This window comes from Arthrobacter sp. S2(2024) (assembly GCF_036662515.1).
Classification (GTDB): domain Bacteria; phylum Actinomycetota; class Actinomycetes; order Actinomycetales; family Micrococcaceae; genus Arthrobacter.
The window spans coordinates 188,520-203,768 of the sequence record NZ_JAYKZI010000006.1; the positions used below are offsets into that span (position 1 = coordinate 188,520).

The window sequence follows — 15,249 nt, forward strand, 5'->3', positions numbered from 1 at the left end:
CGTATGTCGGGTTTCCGGCGGACGCTCGCTCACGTATGTCGGGTTTCCGGCGGACGCTCGCTCACGTATGTCGGGTTTTCGGCGGACGCTCGCTCACTAGAGATAGAGCGAGCGTCCGACGTGGGCGGCTACTTCCCTTGGACCCGCCCCAGGAACTGGGCAGTCCGGGACTGCAGCCCGGCGATTTGGCGAACGACGACGTCGGCCGGGTCCGGATTGATCTCATTCGCCGGGGGTTCCTTCCGGACGTTGGCGCAGCAGCCGAATTCTGCGCAGATCAACGTCCCCACAGTGTTGCCGTCGCGGCCCGATTGGCCCGCGCGTTCGGCAACCCAAAGATACACATCGTCCTTGGAAAACACGTCGCGGCACAGTTCGCAAAGGACCGAACGCTTCTTGCCGGAGCCTCCCTCGGGCGCGCGCAGCATGATGCCGGTAAGGGAACCGTCGTTCGGGAGAACGAGGTAGCCTCGCATCGGCATCTTCTCGTCGCGCCAGCCAAGGAATTCGAGGTTGTCCCAGTCGAGGGAATCGAAGTCCTTCGGGAGGTTGAGTTTGGCGGCCTCCGAGCGGCTCGCGTTGATGAATGAGGAACGGATTTGTTGGGCGGTGATTTTCTGCACGGCAAAGTTCTTTCAGATCGATTGGGCTCCGAAGAGGAAGGACGCATGGCGTCTGGCGATCCGAGGGCACCGCAAAGGAACCTTAGAGTGCTTCTAGTGCAGGGGCGGTGGGGTTAGTTTCCCTGGCCGCCGAGCGGGATGGCCGACGCAGAGGGGGCTGCAAAGCAGGCCAAAACGGCCACCTCGCCAACCATCGCAGCGCCAACGTGTGTAGTGCGCATGCTCATCCTCTCGATCTTCGCCGCTTTCACGGCCCTGGCCAGTTCGTTGAATCAACCGGCTCTGTCATCTTTGCAAAAGTCGTCGGTGGTGTCCAAAAATTCCCGTGCCGTTTGTTCCCATAGGTGAGCGAGCGTTTGCCGTTTTGTCGCTATAGGTGAGCGGGCGTTTGAGGGAACGCAGGGCGTGAATTAATTACGCGACGCAAACGTTTCGTAATTATCAGAAGGGTAGGCTAGCCTTACTTAGGTTTGCATCACTTACCTAAGGAGTCCCGTGGCTTCCCGCCCCTCACGCCGAGCCCTGCTGAAGACCGCAGGTGCAGCGACCGCAGCCGTTGCCGCCGTCGCGCTGTCCCTCACCGCTTGCTCGACCGGCTCAACTACCGCCAGTTCAGCGACGACGCCGGCCTCAAGCGGCCAGTTCCCAATCACCATCAAGAACGTCTTCGGTGAGACCACCATCAAGGCGCAACCGCAACGCGTGGTAACCGTCTCGTGGGTCAACGACGATGTTGCCTTGGCTCTCGGCGTCGTGCCCGTTGGGGTCCCGAAAAACGAATGGGGCAACAACGGCAAGGGTTCCACCCCCTGGAAGGACGCCGCGCTCGAGAAGTTGGGTGCCGGCTTTGGCACCGCGAAGGCGCCAGCCCAGTTCTCCGAGGCCGACGGCATCAACTTCACGGAGATCGCCAAGCTGGCACCGGACGTCATCCTTGCCGCCTATTCCGGCCTGACCGAGGCGGACTACAAAAAGCTCTCCGAAATTGCCCCCGTGGTGGCACAGCCCGAACTCGCGTACGGCACGCCATGGCAGGAAGCCACCACGATCATCGGCCAGGCCTTGGGTAAGAGCTCAGAGGCCACCAAGCTCGTCTCGGACACCGAGGCCACTATCAAGACCAAGGTCGCCGCGTTTCCGCAGCTCGCCGGCAAGTCCTTCATCTACGGCAACCTTGAGCCTGCCAAGGGCGACGGCGTCAACGTCTACACAGCCAACGACAACCGACCGCGTTTCCTGTCCGAAATCGGCATGAAGCTCGCCCCCGTGGTGCAGAACGCCAGCAAGGGCTCCAAGGAATTTTTCGTTCCGTGGTCCGCCGAAAAGGCCAACGAGCTTTCCTCGGACGTCTTCGTGACCTGGGTGCCGGATTCCAAGACCATGGACCAAATCAAGCAGGACCCCCTGCTGGGGCAGATCCCCGCGATCAAGAAGGGCGCCCTGGTTGCAGACTCCGACAACACCCTCACCCTGGCGATCTCCGCATCCTCGCCGCTGAGCTTGCCGTGGGCACTGGACATGTTCCTGCCGCAGCTGGCCAAGGGCGCCGACGCGGCCACCAAGTAGCGAAACGCCTGACATGACACAAAGCACGACGACGGCGGGCCCACCTTCCGCGGGCGGAACGGCGCGCGAGCTGGCAGCTCATGACCCTCACATCGCTTCCACAGGGCAACACCTGCTAGTTCGCGCGAAGGCCGGGCCCGACGTCGGGGGCCGGGGACGCGGCAACCGCGCCGCCTGGCTGCTGGCCGCCGTCGTCGTGCTTGCGCTTGCCTGTGCGGCCTCGCTCGCGATCGGCGCACGGGGCTTGTCCCTCGAAACCGTGTGGCAAGCACTCACGCAGTTCAACCCCGACGACGGGAACCATGCGGTGGTCCACACCCGCATTCCACGCACTGTGCTCGGTTTGGTGGCAGGGGCTGCCCTTGGCCTTGCGGGCGCCGCGATGCAGGGCGTCTCCCGCAACCCCCTTGCGGACCCGGGCATCATGGGCGTCAACGCCGGGGCGGCACTGGCTGTGGTCGCCGGGATCTACCTTTTCGGTATCTCGGGGGCGAGCGGCTACATCTGGTTCGCTTTCGTCGGTGCCGCGGCGGCCGCCGTCGTCGTCTATCTGATTGCGTCGATCGGGCGTGACGGTGCGACGCCGGTGAAGCTCGCTTTGGCGGGGGCGGCGCTGAGTGCGGGGCTTTACTCGATAATGAACGTCATCCTGGTTTCGAGCCAGGACACCCTGGACCGCTTCCGTTTCTGGCAGGTGGGTGGAATTGCCGGCAGCGACTGGTCCGTGGTGTTGACCGGATTGCCCTTCCTGCTGATTGGCGCGTTGATCGTGCTGGGCAGCGGGCGGATCCTCAACAGCCTGGCCCTCGGCGATGACGTTGCCCGCGGGTTCGGCCAGAATGTGACCCTGGCCAGGGGCGTCACCGCGCTTGGAATCGTGCTGCTCTGCGGATCGGCCACGGCGTTGGCTGGTCCCATCGGATTCGTCGGACTCGTGGTTCCACATGCCGTGCGTTTCTTTACGGGTCCGGACTACCGCTGGATCCTGCCGTTCTCCATGGTTCTCGCGCCGGCACTCCTCCTGGTTTCGGACGTGATCGGCCGGGTAGTGCTGCTGCCGGGCGAAGTTCCCGCGGGCATCATGACGGCCATCGTCGGTGCCCCCGTCTTCGTGTGGCTCGTCCGCCGGGGCAAGGGGGCGTCGCTGTGAACCTCCGCAGCAGGACCGCACTCCTGGGCACCGGCGTCGTGGTCCTCTTTGCGGTGACTGTGCTCCTTGGCAGCTACACGGTCACCATCCCCGATTTCTTCAGGATCCTCACTGCCCACTTGACGGGCGGGGAGAAGATCCCGGGCGCAAGCTTCATCGTCATGGAAAACAAACTGCCGCGGGCCGTGCTGGCAATCCTGATTGGTCTGGCGTTCGGCCTCTCGGGCGGGCTCTTCCAGACCATGCTCCGCAACCCCCTTGCCAGCCCCGACGTCATCGGCATCAGTTACGGTGCGAGTGCCGCGGCAGTCCTGGCCATTGTGGTGTTCGGCGCGTCCGGTGCCGCCGTGTCCGCGGCCGCGCTCGCTGGTGCGATCGGCGTCGCGCTTGTCATCTACGCCATTTCGCGCGGCGGCTCGGGTTCAGGGGGCGGGTCGGGCGGCCGTCGCGGGAATGCGGCAGGCAACCGGCTTATCCTCGCCGGCGTTGGTGTCGCCGCCGCATTGGGGGCGGTGGTGAACTTCCTCATGACCCGGGCGGATATCCGAACAGCCTCCGAGGCCCTCATATGGCTCAACGGTTCCTTGAATTCGGCCAATTGGGAGCGCGTGGGCGTACTCATGGCCTCGCTCGCCGTGCTTGTTCCTGCGCTGGCCCTCCTCGCCGTACCGCTGCGTATGCTCGAACTCGGGGACGACGCCGCGGCCGGACTAGGAATCCGCGTAAACGCCGTACGTTTCGGCCTGGTGATCACCGCCGTCGCGCTCGCAGCAATGGCGACGGCGGCTGCCGGTCCGGTTGCCTTCGTCGCCTTTCTTGCCGGGCCGATCGCCCGGCGGGTGGTCGGCCGACCCAGCCTCCCGGCGTCGGCGTTCACCGGCGCCTTGATCGTCCTAGCGGCCGACTACTTCGCGTACAACGTGGCACCCCTGGTTCTGGCCGGCACCGTCCTGCCGGTCGGCGTCATTACCGGCGCCCTCGGCGCTCCATTCCTGTTGTGGCTTCTGGTCACGTCCAACCGAAAGGAAGCCTGACATGGCACAACTGAGCGCACGCGGCTTGACGCTCCAATACGAGCAACGACGGGTGGTCGAAGGACTCTCGACGGAGGTTCCCGAAGGCAAAGTGACCATGATCGTGGGTGCCAACGCCTGCGGGAAATCCACGTTGCTCAGGGGGCTGTCCAGGCTCTTGAAGCCGAGCGCCGGCGTCGTCACACTGGATGGCAAGGACATCCACTCCCGCCCGGCCCGCGAACTCGCCCGCACGCTCGGCCTTCTTCCGCAGCAGCCCCTTGCCCCGGATGGCATCACCGTCCGCGAACTGGTGGGCCGCGGACGGTATCCGCACCAAGGGTTCTTCCGCAGCTGGAGGACTGGCGACCGGTCGGTGCATGATCTCGCCGTCCAACGGGCACTCGAGACCACGTCAACGCTTGGGCTTGCTGACCGGAACGTCGACGAACTGTCCGGTGGGCAGCGCCAGAGGGTATGGATCGCCATGGCGCTTGCGCAGGAGACCGAGGTCCTTCTCCTTGACGAACCCACCACCTACCTTGACCTGGCACACCAAGTGGAGGTGCTGGACCTGGTGACCGACCTCAACCGCAGCCGGGGGACCACCGTGGCAATCGTGTTGCATGACCTCAACCTGGCAGCGCGTTACGCCGACCACGTCATCGCCATGAAGGCCGGGGCGATCGTCGCCGAGGGGCCAGCGATTGAAGTGGTCACCGAGGACTTGGTGCGCGACGTTTTCGGCCTGGAGTCCCGGGTGGTTCCGGATCCAATTTCCGGCACCCCGCTCGTTCTCCCGATCGGCCGGCACCGCACCGCCGCTCACTCAACGTCCATCGAATTGGAGTTCGCCTCATGAACGCAGACGCCGTTGTGCGAAACGCAACCACGGAGTCGATGACCCTGGCCTTCGATGTCACGGTCACCGCCGTCGAGGATCTCGGCCCCAACTTCCGCCGCATCACGTTCGGGGGATATTGCCTGCGCGGATTCGGGGTTTCGGGGAACACCCTGGACCTGCGCATCAAACTCATGATTCCCTCGCTCGACGCCGACGGGCACCCCCTGCCGTTGCCCGCCTTCCACACGGGCGACGTCGGTTGGTACCAAGAGTGGTTGGCGATGGATCCCGCGGTCCGCGGATCGATGCGGACCTACACCGTGCGGAACGAGAGGCTCGACGCCGTCTACCCCGAGATCGACGTCGACTTCGTAATGCACTTCGACGGCGGCGGTCACGGCGGTTGGGCCGGCGGCGCTAGCGGCGGTGTGGCGGGGCCCGGCGTCGACGGCGGTGCGGTTCACCCGACGGGCGGGCCCGCCGCCAACTGGGCGCTCGCCGCGAAGCCGGGGGATTCGATCACCATCATCGGCCCGAACAACCGGGCAGCCCATTGCGTCACCGCCGAAACGTATTCCGGCATCGAATGGCGTCCCGGCCTGGCGCAGCGGGTCCTTCTTGCGGGCGACGAAACAGCCGTCCCCGCCATCGGCGCGATCCTGGAGTCCTTGCCCGCGGGAATCACAGGGCATGCCTTCCTTGAGGTACCCGAAGCCGGGGATTTCCAAGACCTCGACACAGAGGCCGACATCGAAATCACGTGGCTCGCGCGGGGCACGGCCCTTGGCCGGTCCCGGCCTCACGGGGAGTTGCTGAAGGAAGCCGTACGCGGAGCTGTACCCGTCCCCGGTTGGGTGGGGATCATCTCGCTCGATGGCGCCGCCGGCCCCGAGCCCGAAGATGTCAACGTGGACCGGGACATCTTGTGGGAAACCCCGCTGCGCATGGACACGGCCGCGATCGAAGCGAGCCGCAACCCTGGCCTTCCCTCGGGCGCTTTGCCGTTCTACGCCTGGATCGCAGGCGAGGCAGGGGTCATTAAAGAGTTGCGCCGGTACCTGGTCCGGGATGTGGGGATCGACCGGAAGCAGGTGGCGTTCATGGGCTACTGGCGCAAAGGGAAAGCCGAACTCTAACCCGCCCCCTCCGACGCCGGCTCACATATATCGTCCTTTTCGCCGACGCTCGCTCACATATGCGGCCAAAACCGCAAACGCTCGCTCACGTCAGGTGAGCGGGCGTCTGGCCGAAAGGGGCTATAGGTGAGCGGGGGTTCGCCCGAAACGCGCCGTAAGTGAGCGGGCGTCTGCCCGAAATGCCCTATAGGTGAGCGAGCGTCGAATTAACCTGGGCTTTGCCGGCGGGCAACCGGGCGGGGCTACGCTGGCGTGGTGGCTGGGAACGTGCTTGATGCTGACCAGAACGGACGACGGCGGTTTGTTGCCTTGGGCGATTCTTTCACCGAGGGCGTGGGGGACCGGAACGAGGCCCTGCCGAACGGCGTCCGGGGCTGGGCCGACCGCGTCGCCGAGAAACTGGCCAAGGCCGAACCTGGCTGGGAGTATGCCAATCTTGCGGTGCGGAGCAAGCGGCTCCGTCACATCGTCGACGAGCAATTGGACCGTGCCCTGGCCATGGAACCCACGCTCATCACGCTCTACGCCGGCGGAAACGACATCCTGGACTTCGGCACGGACATGGACATCCTCATGGCCGAGTACGAAAGGCTCGTGGCCCGCCTCGCATCCACGGGGGCCACCTTGGTCTTGTTCACGGGGTACGACGTCAAGGTCTCGGCCGTGCTGGAACCCTTCAAGAAGCGGAATGCCCTCTACAACGAGCGCGTCCGCGAGATGGCCGCCAAGTACGGGGCTGTGCTGGTGGATTATTGGTGCCTTGACGCTTACCACGACCGCCGGATGTGGGCTTCGGACCGCCTTCACATGTCCAAAGCCGGGCACAAATATATGGCGTCGCAGGTCCTGGATCACCTCGGTGTTCCGCATAAGTTCTCGCCCAAAGACTGGGAACCGCCGCAGCGCCTCAAGTTGCGCGACTGGGAACGCCGTCAGCGCCGCTGGGTGAACGACTGGGTGCTGCCGTTGTTTGGCCGGAAGCTTCGCGGCGTCACGCTCGGGGACGCCCTTGGCCCGCGCTGGCCCGAGCCCGTGAAGGTGCCGCGGAAGGCCGGGCTGCGAAAACTCGCGGAACGCCAGGCCGCCGCTGCGGGCGCCGCCGCTGCTGGAACCAAGGCACAAAGCAACGCGCAAGGCAACGCGCAAGGCAAAGCTCAAAACAACGGGGGGACATGACCATGGCCATGGAGACGCCGATGCGATTCGTCGCCGTCGGAGATTCCTTCACTGAAGGCGTCGGCGACGTAGACCTTCGCCTTCCCAACGATTGCAGGGGCTGGGCCGATCGCGTGGCAGAGGAACTGGCCAGGCACCAGCCGCAGGCGCAGTACGCCAACCTTGCCCTCCGCGGCCGTCGGCTCAGGCAGATCGTGGTTGAACAACTCGAGCCCGCGCTCGCGATGGCCCCCACCCTGGTCAGTTTCCACGCTGGCGGCAACGATCTGCTCGGCGCACGACTGGACATGCGCATGCTGGTCCGTGGATTCGAGGATGCCGTTGCCCGGATCGCGGACAGTGGCGCCCACGTCCTGCTTTTCACCGAGTACAACGTGCCGCTTTCGCCGGTGTTGGAGCCGCTCAAGCTGCGCACGGCAGTCTTCAATAAACACATCCGGCGCATTTCCGCAGCCTACGGAACGCTTCTGGTGGACCATTGGTGCTTCGAAAAATATCAGGACCGCCGGATGTGGGCTCCGGACCGGCTGCACATGTCCGGTATCGGGCACGAATACATGGCCAAGAAGGTCTTGGAGGTCTTGGGTGCCACGCACTCGCTCGCCGCACCGGTGCTTGGGGCGCTGCAACCGCGGAGCCGCGCCGAGATCATGACCGACGACGCCGCGTGGCTCAGGCGCGATGTGGCACCCTGGCTTTCGCGTCGTTTCAGGGGAGTTTCGTGCGGCGATCACCTGAGCGCCCGCTGGCCGGCCCTTATGCCGGTGGTCTTGCCGGAGCGGTTGGGGACGTCCCCAGAGCCGGCCCGGATTTAAGGGGGTGGCGTCACGCCTGACAAATTTTTGGCGGCGGTGTGCCCCGCGTGACGCCCTGGACGCCCAAGCTAACTAGTCCAGCAGGTTTTCGAAGCCCGCGGATGCCGTGGTGACCGTGAATTCGATGATCTCGAAGTCGGCCACTCCGTTGACGTAGAACGGATCCGTCGCCAGGGAAGCGTCCAGTGTTGCACGGTCGACGTTGGACAACAGGACACCTCCGATGGCTGGAACGCGACGTCCGGACGCAACGAAAGTGCCGGCGTCGAACGCTTCTTTGACCCAATCCATGTGTGCGGGGCGGTGGAAATCGACGATCTCGTCGGGAACTTTGTAGGTCAGCGAAACCACGAACATGCCGCCCAGCCTACAACGCGGAGGGCGGCCACAAGCGGCCGCCCTCCGAAAGTGAACTACGGCAGGAGCTTGACTGCAGAGTTCCAGTTGTAGTCGGGGTGGGCGTCGCTGATCTGGAGAGTCATGACGAGCAGTTGGAAGGCTTCGAGCTCACGCGAGCGGCGCAGCGGTCCGACGTTCACCGGACGCAGCCCGGCACCTTTGACGAAGTCGACGACGGCGGCCGTCGCCTCGGCGTCGTCGCCCGCCACGAGTACATCGAGGGTCTGGCCGTCCACTTCGCCCTCCGCGAGCGTGGCGGCGAAGACGGTGTTGAAGGCCTTCACCACCGATGCGCCGGGGACCAAGGCCTGCAGTTCTTCGGCGGCCGAGGTCCCGGCGGGAACGGTGAGGGAATCGAAAGTCTCGAAGTTCACGGGGTTGGAGATGTCCACGATCGTCTTGCCGTTGAGCGCTGAGCCATAGGAAGAAAGGACTTCTTTGGAGGCCTCGAACGGGGTGGCCAGCACCACGATGCTGCCTTCCACCGGGGATCCCGTGATGCCGGAGGTTCCGTTGACCGTCGCCGCAACGGCAGCAGCGGAGCCGGCGTCGCGGCTGAGGACCTGGACGCTCTTGCCTGCGGTGGCCGCGCGGGCCACGATGCCGGACGCCATGTTGCCGGTACCGATGATGGTGATGTCAGCCATTGTTGTTTCCTTTGCTTGAGTGCTCACGATTCGTTCACGATCAGTTACTTGAAGCTTCAACTAAAACAATAATGACCTTAAGTTGAAGTGTCAAGCATTGATTTCCTTCTAAGATGAATCCATGACCGAACCGCGCTGGCTCAACGCCGACGAACGCCGTGCCTGGCTGGCCCTCCTGAGCATCAACACCCTGCTGCCCGCAGCCCTGGACACCCAACTGCAAGCGGCCGGCAAGTTGTCGCTTTTCGACTACAACGTGCTCGCCATGTTGTCGGAAGCGGAGGGGCGTTTCCTGCCGATGAGTGAACTTGCCGCTCGCACCAGTGCTTCCTTGTCGAGGCTGTCGCACGTCGTCACCAAGCTGCAGAGGCGCGGCTGGGTGGAGCGCGAGGCCCACCCGGGCGATGCCCGTGTCACCGTGGCGCACCTGACCGAGGCCGGCATGGACACCATCGTGTCCCTCGCCCCGGGTCATGTGGATGCCGTCCGCGCCTTGATGTTGGACGCCATGACCGACGACGACGTTGCGGACCTCGCGCGGATCGGCGAGAAAATCGTGGCCCGGTTGGACGACGATCACTGGATCCTGCGCGAACGCTAAGCCGCCGGCGCCACGCCAGCGGCCTCGCTGCCGGCGGCAACTGCTGCCCGCGGCCGGTGCCGGAGCCGCCGCGCCCTGAGCAGCGGCCCCACGTGACGGCCGCCCCGCACTGATGAAAGACTGGCGCCATGGATTTTTCTGCCCGGTACGTGGCATTGGGTGACTCGTTCACCGAAGGACTTGGCGACGCCGACCCCTCGCGCCCCAACGGGGTCAGGGGATGGGCAGACCTTGTTGCCCATCAATTGGCCCAAAGCAACGACGATTTCGGCTACGCCAACCTGGCTATCCGGGGCAAGAAACTCCGGCAAGTCATGGCAGAGCAGGTGGACGCCGCCGTCGCGCTTCAACCGACGCTGGTGACCTTATATGCGGGCGCGAACGACATCTTCCGCCCCAAAGTCGATATCGACAGGCTGATGGAAGACTACGAGGCCGGCATCGGGAAGCTCAGTGCCACCGGCGCCACGTTGCTTCTCTTCACGGGCTTCGATGCCCGCAGTTCCAAGGTTTTCGGCACCATGCGCGGACGCACCGCGATCTACAACGAATTGCTGCGGGAAATCGCCGAAAACCACGGTGCGCTGGTGGTGGACTACTGGCGCTTCAGCGAATACCACGACTGGCATATGTGGGCGCAGGACCGGATGCACATGTCCACTGCGGGCCACATCAACATGGCCAACCGGGTGCTGGCCGTCCTGGAGCACGAAGGTTCCCTCGAGGTTCCGCCGCCGGTCCCGCAACCCCAGCCTGCGCGCGTGGAAGCGTTGCGGGCCAATGCGCGTTGGGCCCGTGAACACGCAGCCCCGTGGGTGGTCCGCCGCGTGACGGGCAAGTCCTCAGGTGACGGTCTCAGCCCGAAGTACCCGCAGCTCACCCGGCCGTAGCAAGTTTCCGGAAGCCCGGCGTGGCGAGCAGTTCGCCGTCGTTCTTCACCGCGAGCACGTCCACGTCCCAGTGGGAGGTGGCCAGCGCGAGGGTCCCGGCGCCGCCCGCCATGATGGCGGTGGCCAGGACGTCGGCCGTGATGATATCGGCCGCTGCCACTGAAACCTGGCGGAACCCCTCGTCCCGCGCCGATTGGAGGCCCGCGGACCAAATGTGGTGGCCGCGTTCGCTCGTTCCCGAGGTCGCCAGCGCGTGCCTGCCCTTGCTGCCGAGGGGAAACGCGGTCAGGAGCGTCGTCCGATCCTCCGGGTCAATAATCCCTGCCAGCCACGGCCGCGCAGTGCCCGGCGTCGGCGAACCGGCCACAAGGACATCCCCGCCCGCGTTGAGGCACCAATCCTGCAGCCCCAGCGCGAGCAGCGACGTTCCGGCTTCCCGTATCGCATGTCCCTTGACGATCCCGGCCAAGTCCACGACGCCGTCGGGCCGTTCCGCCGTGAACGCACCTGCCGTGAGGCTGCGCCAGTCGACAGCCTCGACATACAGCCGGCGCATGTCCACGGAGGCGTCCCTCAGGGCCAGCTCGCCCCGCGCCATCGCGCTCGCCTCCGAGTCGGGACGGTAGAGGCTAAACGTCCGGTCCAACCCCGTGAACAACTGCTCGACGACGTCGGTGGCCGCCTCGAGTTCTTCCACCGCGGCTTGGGGGGCCATCCCTGGAGCAGTCGGGATGGCGAGGCTCACCACGGTGCCCATGCTGGTGAACGTTCGGGAACGAAGGCGGGGCTCCGAACTGCCCCCTCCGGTCTCGCATGGCTTAGAAGTGGGCTGCATCGAGGGCCGCCTGGAGCGACGTCAAATACGCCTCGCTGGTATAGGTGGCCCCGCCGATGGTCTGCACGTTCGCAGACTGGGCGCTCAGTACTTCGGAGCGGAGCAGGGGTGCTGCCCTGGCGCTGATCTGGACGGATCGTTGCTCTTGGTCGGTCAGGTGCAGGGCTGTGACATCCGTGATCACGCCGGCCTTGATGGTTACCTGGACCTGTACCGTTCCAAAGCGCGTCTTCACTGCGGTTCCGGCGTACGTGCCGCCTGCCTTGGCCGAGGCTCCCAGACTGGAACTGGAACTGGAACTGGAGCCGGCTCCGGTTCCCGAGGACGATCCGGACGCACTGCTCCCGGTGCTTCCGTTCGCCGTCGAGCCCGTTCCTGAAGCGGTACCGCCCGTGGTTCCGGTTGCGGAGGTGGTGACCGCCGATGCGTTCGAGTCAGCCACGTGTGCACCCGACTGCCACCCGACCACAAGGATTGCCGCCGACGCCAGCGCCGCTGATATTCCTGCCCTGAGTCTCACCAGTCAAACCTTTCGTAGTGGAGCTGCTCCTCCCGGACGCCGGAGCTTTTTGCCTCAGCCAGCACCTGGCGGGCCCAAGCCGATGGACCACAGATGTAGACATCCGCGTCGGTGATGGCCGGTACGAAGTCCCGCAGGCGCGAGGTGCCGGCAGAGGCAGGCAACCACGCGCTTTGGGGATTCGCCGACCGCGGGCCGGTCAGATGGAAGAGCGTGGCACCGCGTTTCCGGCACAATTCCAGGATCTCGTCGCCAAGGAATAGCTCGTCAGTGGTGCTGCCGCGCAACAGGACGGTCGCCTGGCCGGGCGCGAAGGGGGTGGATTCCAGGAGCGCCCGGAGGGGCGTGATTCCGATTCCTGCGCCGATCATCACAACGTGTTCCCGGCTCCGGGCCGCCGTGCTGAAGACACCGTAGGGACCTTCGATGGCTACTTTCGTTCCCGGTTTGAGCGAAGCCAGCCGGGCCGAGCCCGCTCCCAGGTTCCGGACGGTGATCCGCAAGGTGGGCTGTTGGGCGGGCCGCCCGTATGCCGTGCCCGACGGCGGCATGATCGGTTCCGCGGAGAGGCTGAACGGATGTGCCTGCCACCACATGCCTGGGGCAAGGAAGCGCCAGACGAAGAACCGGCCGCCGTTTCCCGACAATTCGTTCAATCGCAGGCCGCTCATTTCGATGCTGAAGACGCCGGGCGCAAGGGGAACCACGCGCCGCACGGTCAACTGGTGCCGGTAGGTGGCTATCACCGGCTGGGCGACACGGAACCACGCCAGCGCCGAGCCTGTTCCGATGTAGAGCAGCAGCCAGTACCAACGCTGCCAGGTGCCTTCGGCGAATAATCCGCCCACGCTGAACTGGTGAGGCAGGGCGACCGCTACGGCCAAATACGTGAGCAGGTGGACGAAGTACCAGAATTCATAGGGAAAGCGGCGGCGAACAGCTACCAGCGAGGTGACCACCACGGCAATGAAGAGCGCCATGGAGACGAACGCCAACCACATGTCGGGTACCAGCACCCAGAGCGAAACGGCTTCGCTGACGGGGTTCAGGCCCTCGGCCATGCCGTAACCGGTCGCGACGAGAAGTCCGTGCGCCAGCAATAGGTAGAGCGCCGGTTTGCCTAGCTTCCGGTGGAACTCCAACGCCCTGTCATGGCCGACCGCGCCGTCCACGAAAGGCAGTCGTGCCGCGAGCAGAAGCATCAGGAAAACCAGATCCATACCGGCAAGCCCGGCGAGGATCCCGGCGGCGGTGACCGCTTGGGTGAGGTTCCCGACCGACGACATCCCGCCGTCGGCGAGCCACAACGCCAGCGCCGCCGCGAGGGAAGCCCACAGCGCAACGGTGAGCATGTCCGTCCGGAACATGCGTCGGCGATGCTGCGCAGCGAACCTTCCCTTGGCGGGATTGCGCCGCTCGGGCGCTGGCGGCCGGCCCGGGGGCATACCCACACGTTGGCCTGGGGAGGCGAGGAGTTGTGACTTCATGCCTCAAGATTGAACTCTCAACCTTTCGATCTCCTGTGAAGGGCCTAGCCTCCGCTTATGAGTTGGGAACTTCGTTCTTATACACCCGATTGGTCTTAATTTCCCCCAGCCCCTAGACTTATTAGGCGCTAGGTGGCGCGGAGCGTGTGCAATTGCTCCGGTCGGCGGTGACTGTTGGTAACAACGGGATATCCGCGGGCCGGTAGTTAGGGGCTCAAGTTGCGTGCATTCCAGTATTCGCCCAGTATTCCGGCCTGTTGTCCGGACCCACTACCTTCGCCGCAGCGGTGATCTTTGGCTGGTTTCAGTCAAGGGATCCAGCCCGCGGGAACTACCGAAAACGGTGTGGACTGGTTGCGGACGTCGCCTATTGCACGGGAAGCAGGAACTCTGCTGGCCGTTTCATTTTATTTTTTAGGAGAGTCGTCATGGCAGCAAACTGCCAGGTGACCGGAGCCGAGCCGGGCTTTGGACACAGCATTTCGCACTCGCACCGCCGCAACAAGCGTCGGTTCGACCCCAACATCCAGAAGAAGCGCTACTGGGTTCCGTCCCTGCGCCGTAATGTCACGCTGACCCTGTCGGCCAAGGGCATCAAGACCATCGACGTTCGCGGCATCGACGCAGTCGTCGCCGAAGTTCTGGCTCGCGGGGTGAAGCTCTAGTGGCAAAAGACAAGGACGTACGTCCGATCATCAAGCTGAAGTCGACTGCGGGAACCGGTTACACCTACGTAACCCGCAAGAACCGTCGTAACGACCCGGACCGCCTGGTCCTGAAGAAGTACGACCCCAAGATCCGCCAGCACGTCGAATTCCGAGAGGAGCGCTAAACATGGCTAAGAAGTCCAAGATTGCTCGCAACGAGCAGCGCAAGGTCATCGTTGAGCGTTACGCTGCAAAGCGTCTCGAACTGAAGAAGACCCTGGTTGACGCCAACGCGACTGACGAAGCACGCGAAGAGGCTCGCCTCGGCCTGCAGAAGCTGCCCCGCAACGCCTCCCCGATCCGTCTGCGTAACCGCGACATCATCGACGGCCGCCCGCGCGGTACCTTCCAGAAGTTCGGTATCTCCCGTGTTCGCTTCCGCGACATGGCTCACCGTGGTGAGCTCCCGGGCATCACCAAGTCTTCCTGGTAATCCAGAAGTACTAGAAGGGCCGGCAACCGCTTGGTTGCCGGCCCTTCTTGCGTTTAAGGCGCAGGGGGCCGGGCTTTGATGCTTCGCGTGTCCGACTTTGGCGAGTTTCGTGGCTTCGCGATTAAGTGGCGCAGCACACAGCATTGGATGACGACGCCGGTGGCTTCTTTTTGGGCCGAACCGGCTGTTTTGTCCCGGATTGACGCGGTTCTTGCTCGCCCCAGGGGTGATTTGCGTGGGGTCTTGGGGGTGTGTAAAGTAGATCGAGTCGCCGCCGCTGATGCGGAAAAATTGCGACCGACCCCCTTTCAAATGGAAACCAAATTCTTGGTTCGCTTTCTTGCGTTCCGGTGTGGTTTCCGGGTGTCACGGATGGTGTTTTGTCCGATGCGGTTCCCGGATTCGGG

At 64.5% G+C, this 15,249-nt stretch carries 19 protein-coding genes; 13 read left to right on the forward strand and 6 right to left on the reverse strand.

What is annotated here, in order from left to right:
* Positions 1–128 precede the first annotated feature (128 nt).
* The gene (locus VLA65_RS14440; protein ID WP_332602907.1) at positions 129–623 is read right to left on the reverse strand and encodes an FBP domain-containing protein; all 495 of its coding nucleotides are present in this window, start codon (positions 621–623) and stop codon (positions 129–131) included.
* A gap of 495 nt (positions 624–1,118) precedes the next feature.
* Here VLA65_RS14440 and VLA65_RS14445 point away from each other — a divergent pair, with 495 nt between their 5' ends.
* The 7 genes from VLA65_RS14445 to VLA65_RS14475 all read left to right on the forward strand — a co-directional run bounded on the left by VLA65_RS14445 (position 1,119) and on the right by VLA65_RS14475 (position 8,323).
* On the forward strand, positions 1,119–2,189 hold the full coding sequence (locus tag VLA65_RS14445) for an iron-siderophore ABC transporter substrate-binding protein (RefSeq protein ID WP_332602908.1): 1,071 nt from the start codon (positions 1,119–1,121) through the stop codon (positions 2,187–2,189).
* A gap of 13 nt (positions 2,190–2,202) precedes the next feature.
* Positions 2,203–3,339 (forward strand): FecCD family ABC transporter permease, encoded by a 1,137-nt coding sequence (locus tag VLA65_RS14450; RefSeq protein WP_332602909.1) that lies wholly within the window; start codon positions 2,203–2,205, stop codon positions 3,337–3,339.
* On the forward strand, positions 3,336–4,373 hold the full coding sequence (locus VLA65_RS14455; protein ID WP_307053267.1) for a FecCD family ABC transporter permease: 1,038 nt from the start codon (positions 3,336–3,338) through the stop codon (positions 4,371–4,373). Before VLA65_RS14450 ends, VLA65_RS14455 begins: the two co-directional genes overlap by 4 nt.
* A 1-nt stretch (position 4,374) precedes the next feature.
* A complete protein-coding gene (locus tag VLA65_RS14460; protein WP_332602910.1) occupies positions 4,375–5,214 on the forward strand; it encodes an ABC transporter ATP-binding protein in 840 nt (279 codons plus the stop codon).
* Positions 5,211–6,332, forward strand: coding sequence for a siderophore-interacting protein (locus VLA65_RS14465; protein WP_332602911.1), 1,122 nt, complete (start codon positions 5,211–5,213; stop codon positions 6,330–6,332). The genes VLA65_RS14460 and VLA65_RS14465 overlap by 4 nt, the downstream gene beginning before the upstream one ends.
* 255 nt (positions 6,333–6,587) lie before the next feature.
* Entirely contained in the window at positions 6,588–7,508 is a 921-nt protein-coding gene (locus VLA65_RS14470) for an SGNH/GDSL hydrolase family protein (protein WP_442880308.1), read from the forward strand.
* Positions 7,505–8,323 (forward strand): SGNH/GDSL hydrolase family protein, encoded by an 819-nt coding sequence (locus VLA65_RS14475; protein WP_332602913.1) that lies wholly within the window; start codon positions 7,505–7,507, stop codon positions 8,321–8,323. Before VLA65_RS14470 ends, VLA65_RS14475 begins: the two co-directional genes overlap by 4 nt.
* Before the next feature lie 72 nt (positions 8,324–8,395).
* On the opposite strand, the gene VLA65_RS14480 is transcribed toward VLA65_RS14475, so the two are convergent.
* On the reverse strand, positions 8,396–8,680 hold the full coding sequence (locus VLA65_RS14480; protein WP_059388678.1) for a YciI family protein: 285 nt from the start codon (positions 8,678–8,680) through the stop codon (positions 8,396–8,398).
* A gap of 56 nt (positions 8,681–8,736) precedes the next feature.
* On the reverse strand, positions 8,737–9,369 hold the full coding sequence (locus tag VLA65_RS14485) for an NADPH-dependent F420 reductase (protein ID WP_284991996.1): 633 nt from the start codon (positions 9,367–9,369) through the stop codon (positions 8,737–8,739).
* A gap of 121 nt (positions 9,370–9,490) precedes the next feature.
* On the opposite strand from VLA65_RS14485, the gene VLA65_RS14490 reads away from it, so the two are divergent.
* Together VLA65_RS14490 and VLA65_RS14495 are read left to right on the forward strand one after the other, a co-directional pair.
* The gene (locus tag VLA65_RS14490) at positions 9,491–9,970 is read left to right on the forward strand and encodes a MarR family winged helix-turn-helix transcriptional regulator (protein ID WP_234754501.1); all 480 of its coding nucleotides are present in this window, start codon (positions 9,491–9,493) and stop codon (positions 9,968–9,970) included.
* A gap of 128 nt (positions 9,971–10,098) precedes the next feature.
* Positions 10,099–10,860 carry an SGNH/GDSL hydrolase family protein gene (locus tag VLA65_RS14495; RefSeq protein WP_284991997.1) on the forward strand — a complete coding sequence of 254 codons (762 nt, stop codon included), beginning with the start codon at positions 10,099–10,101 and terminating at the stop codon, positions 10,858–10,860.
* Here the strand turns inward: VLA65_RS14495 and VLA65_RS14500 are convergent.
* From VLA65_RS14500 to VLA65_RS14510, 3 genes are all read right to left on the reverse strand, one after another.
* A complete protein-coding gene (locus tag VLA65_RS14500; RefSeq protein WP_284991998.1) occupies positions 10,847–11,617 on the reverse strand; it encodes an FAD:protein FMN transferase in 771 nt (256 codons plus the stop codon). The genes VLA65_RS14495 and VLA65_RS14500 overlap by 14 nt on opposite strands.
* Before the next feature lie 61 nt (positions 11,618–11,678).
* Positions 11,679–12,215, reverse strand: coding sequence for an FMN-binding protein (locus tag VLA65_RS14505; protein ID WP_332602914.1), 537 nt, complete (start codon positions 12,213–12,215; stop codon positions 11,679–11,681).
* Positions 12,212–13,702: a ferredoxin reductase family protein gene (locus VLA65_RS14510; RefSeq protein WP_332602915.1), complete on the reverse strand. Its 1,491-nt coding sequence runs from the start codon at positions 13,700–13,702 to the stop codon at positions 12,212–12,214. Before VLA65_RS14510 ends, VLA65_RS14505 begins: the two co-directional genes overlap by 4 nt.
* Positions 13,703–14,130: 428 nt before the next feature.
* Between VLA65_RS14510 and rpmB the strand changes: the two genes are divergently transcribed.
* From rpmB to VLA65_RS14530, 4 genes are all read left to right on the forward strand, one after another.
* Positions 14,131–14,367 carry a 50S ribosomal protein L28 gene (gene rpmB / locus VLA65_RS14515; protein WP_078107326.1) on the forward strand — a complete coding sequence of 79 codons (237 nt, stop codon included), beginning with the start codon at positions 14,131–14,133 and terminating at the stop codon, positions 14,365–14,367.
* Positions 14,367–14,534, forward strand: coding sequence for a 50S ribosomal protein L33 (rpmG, locus tag VLA65_RS14520; protein ID WP_003798558.1), 168 nt, complete (start codon positions 14,367–14,369; stop codon positions 14,532–14,534). The genes rpmB and rpmG overlap by 1 nt, the downstream gene beginning before the upstream one ends.
* Before the next feature lie 2 nt (positions 14,535–14,536).
* Positions 14,537–14,842 carry a 30S ribosomal protein S14 gene (gene rpsN / locus VLA65_RS14525; protein WP_028267656.1) on the forward strand — a complete coding sequence of 102 codons (306 nt, stop codon included), beginning with the start codon at positions 14,537–14,539 and terminating at the stop codon, positions 14,840–14,842.
* 87 nt (positions 14,843–14,929) lie between these two features.
* Positions 14,930–15,249: hypothetical protein (locus tag VLA65_RS14530; protein ID WP_332602916.1), on the forward strand; the 320-nt coding region annotated here is incomplete at its 3' end.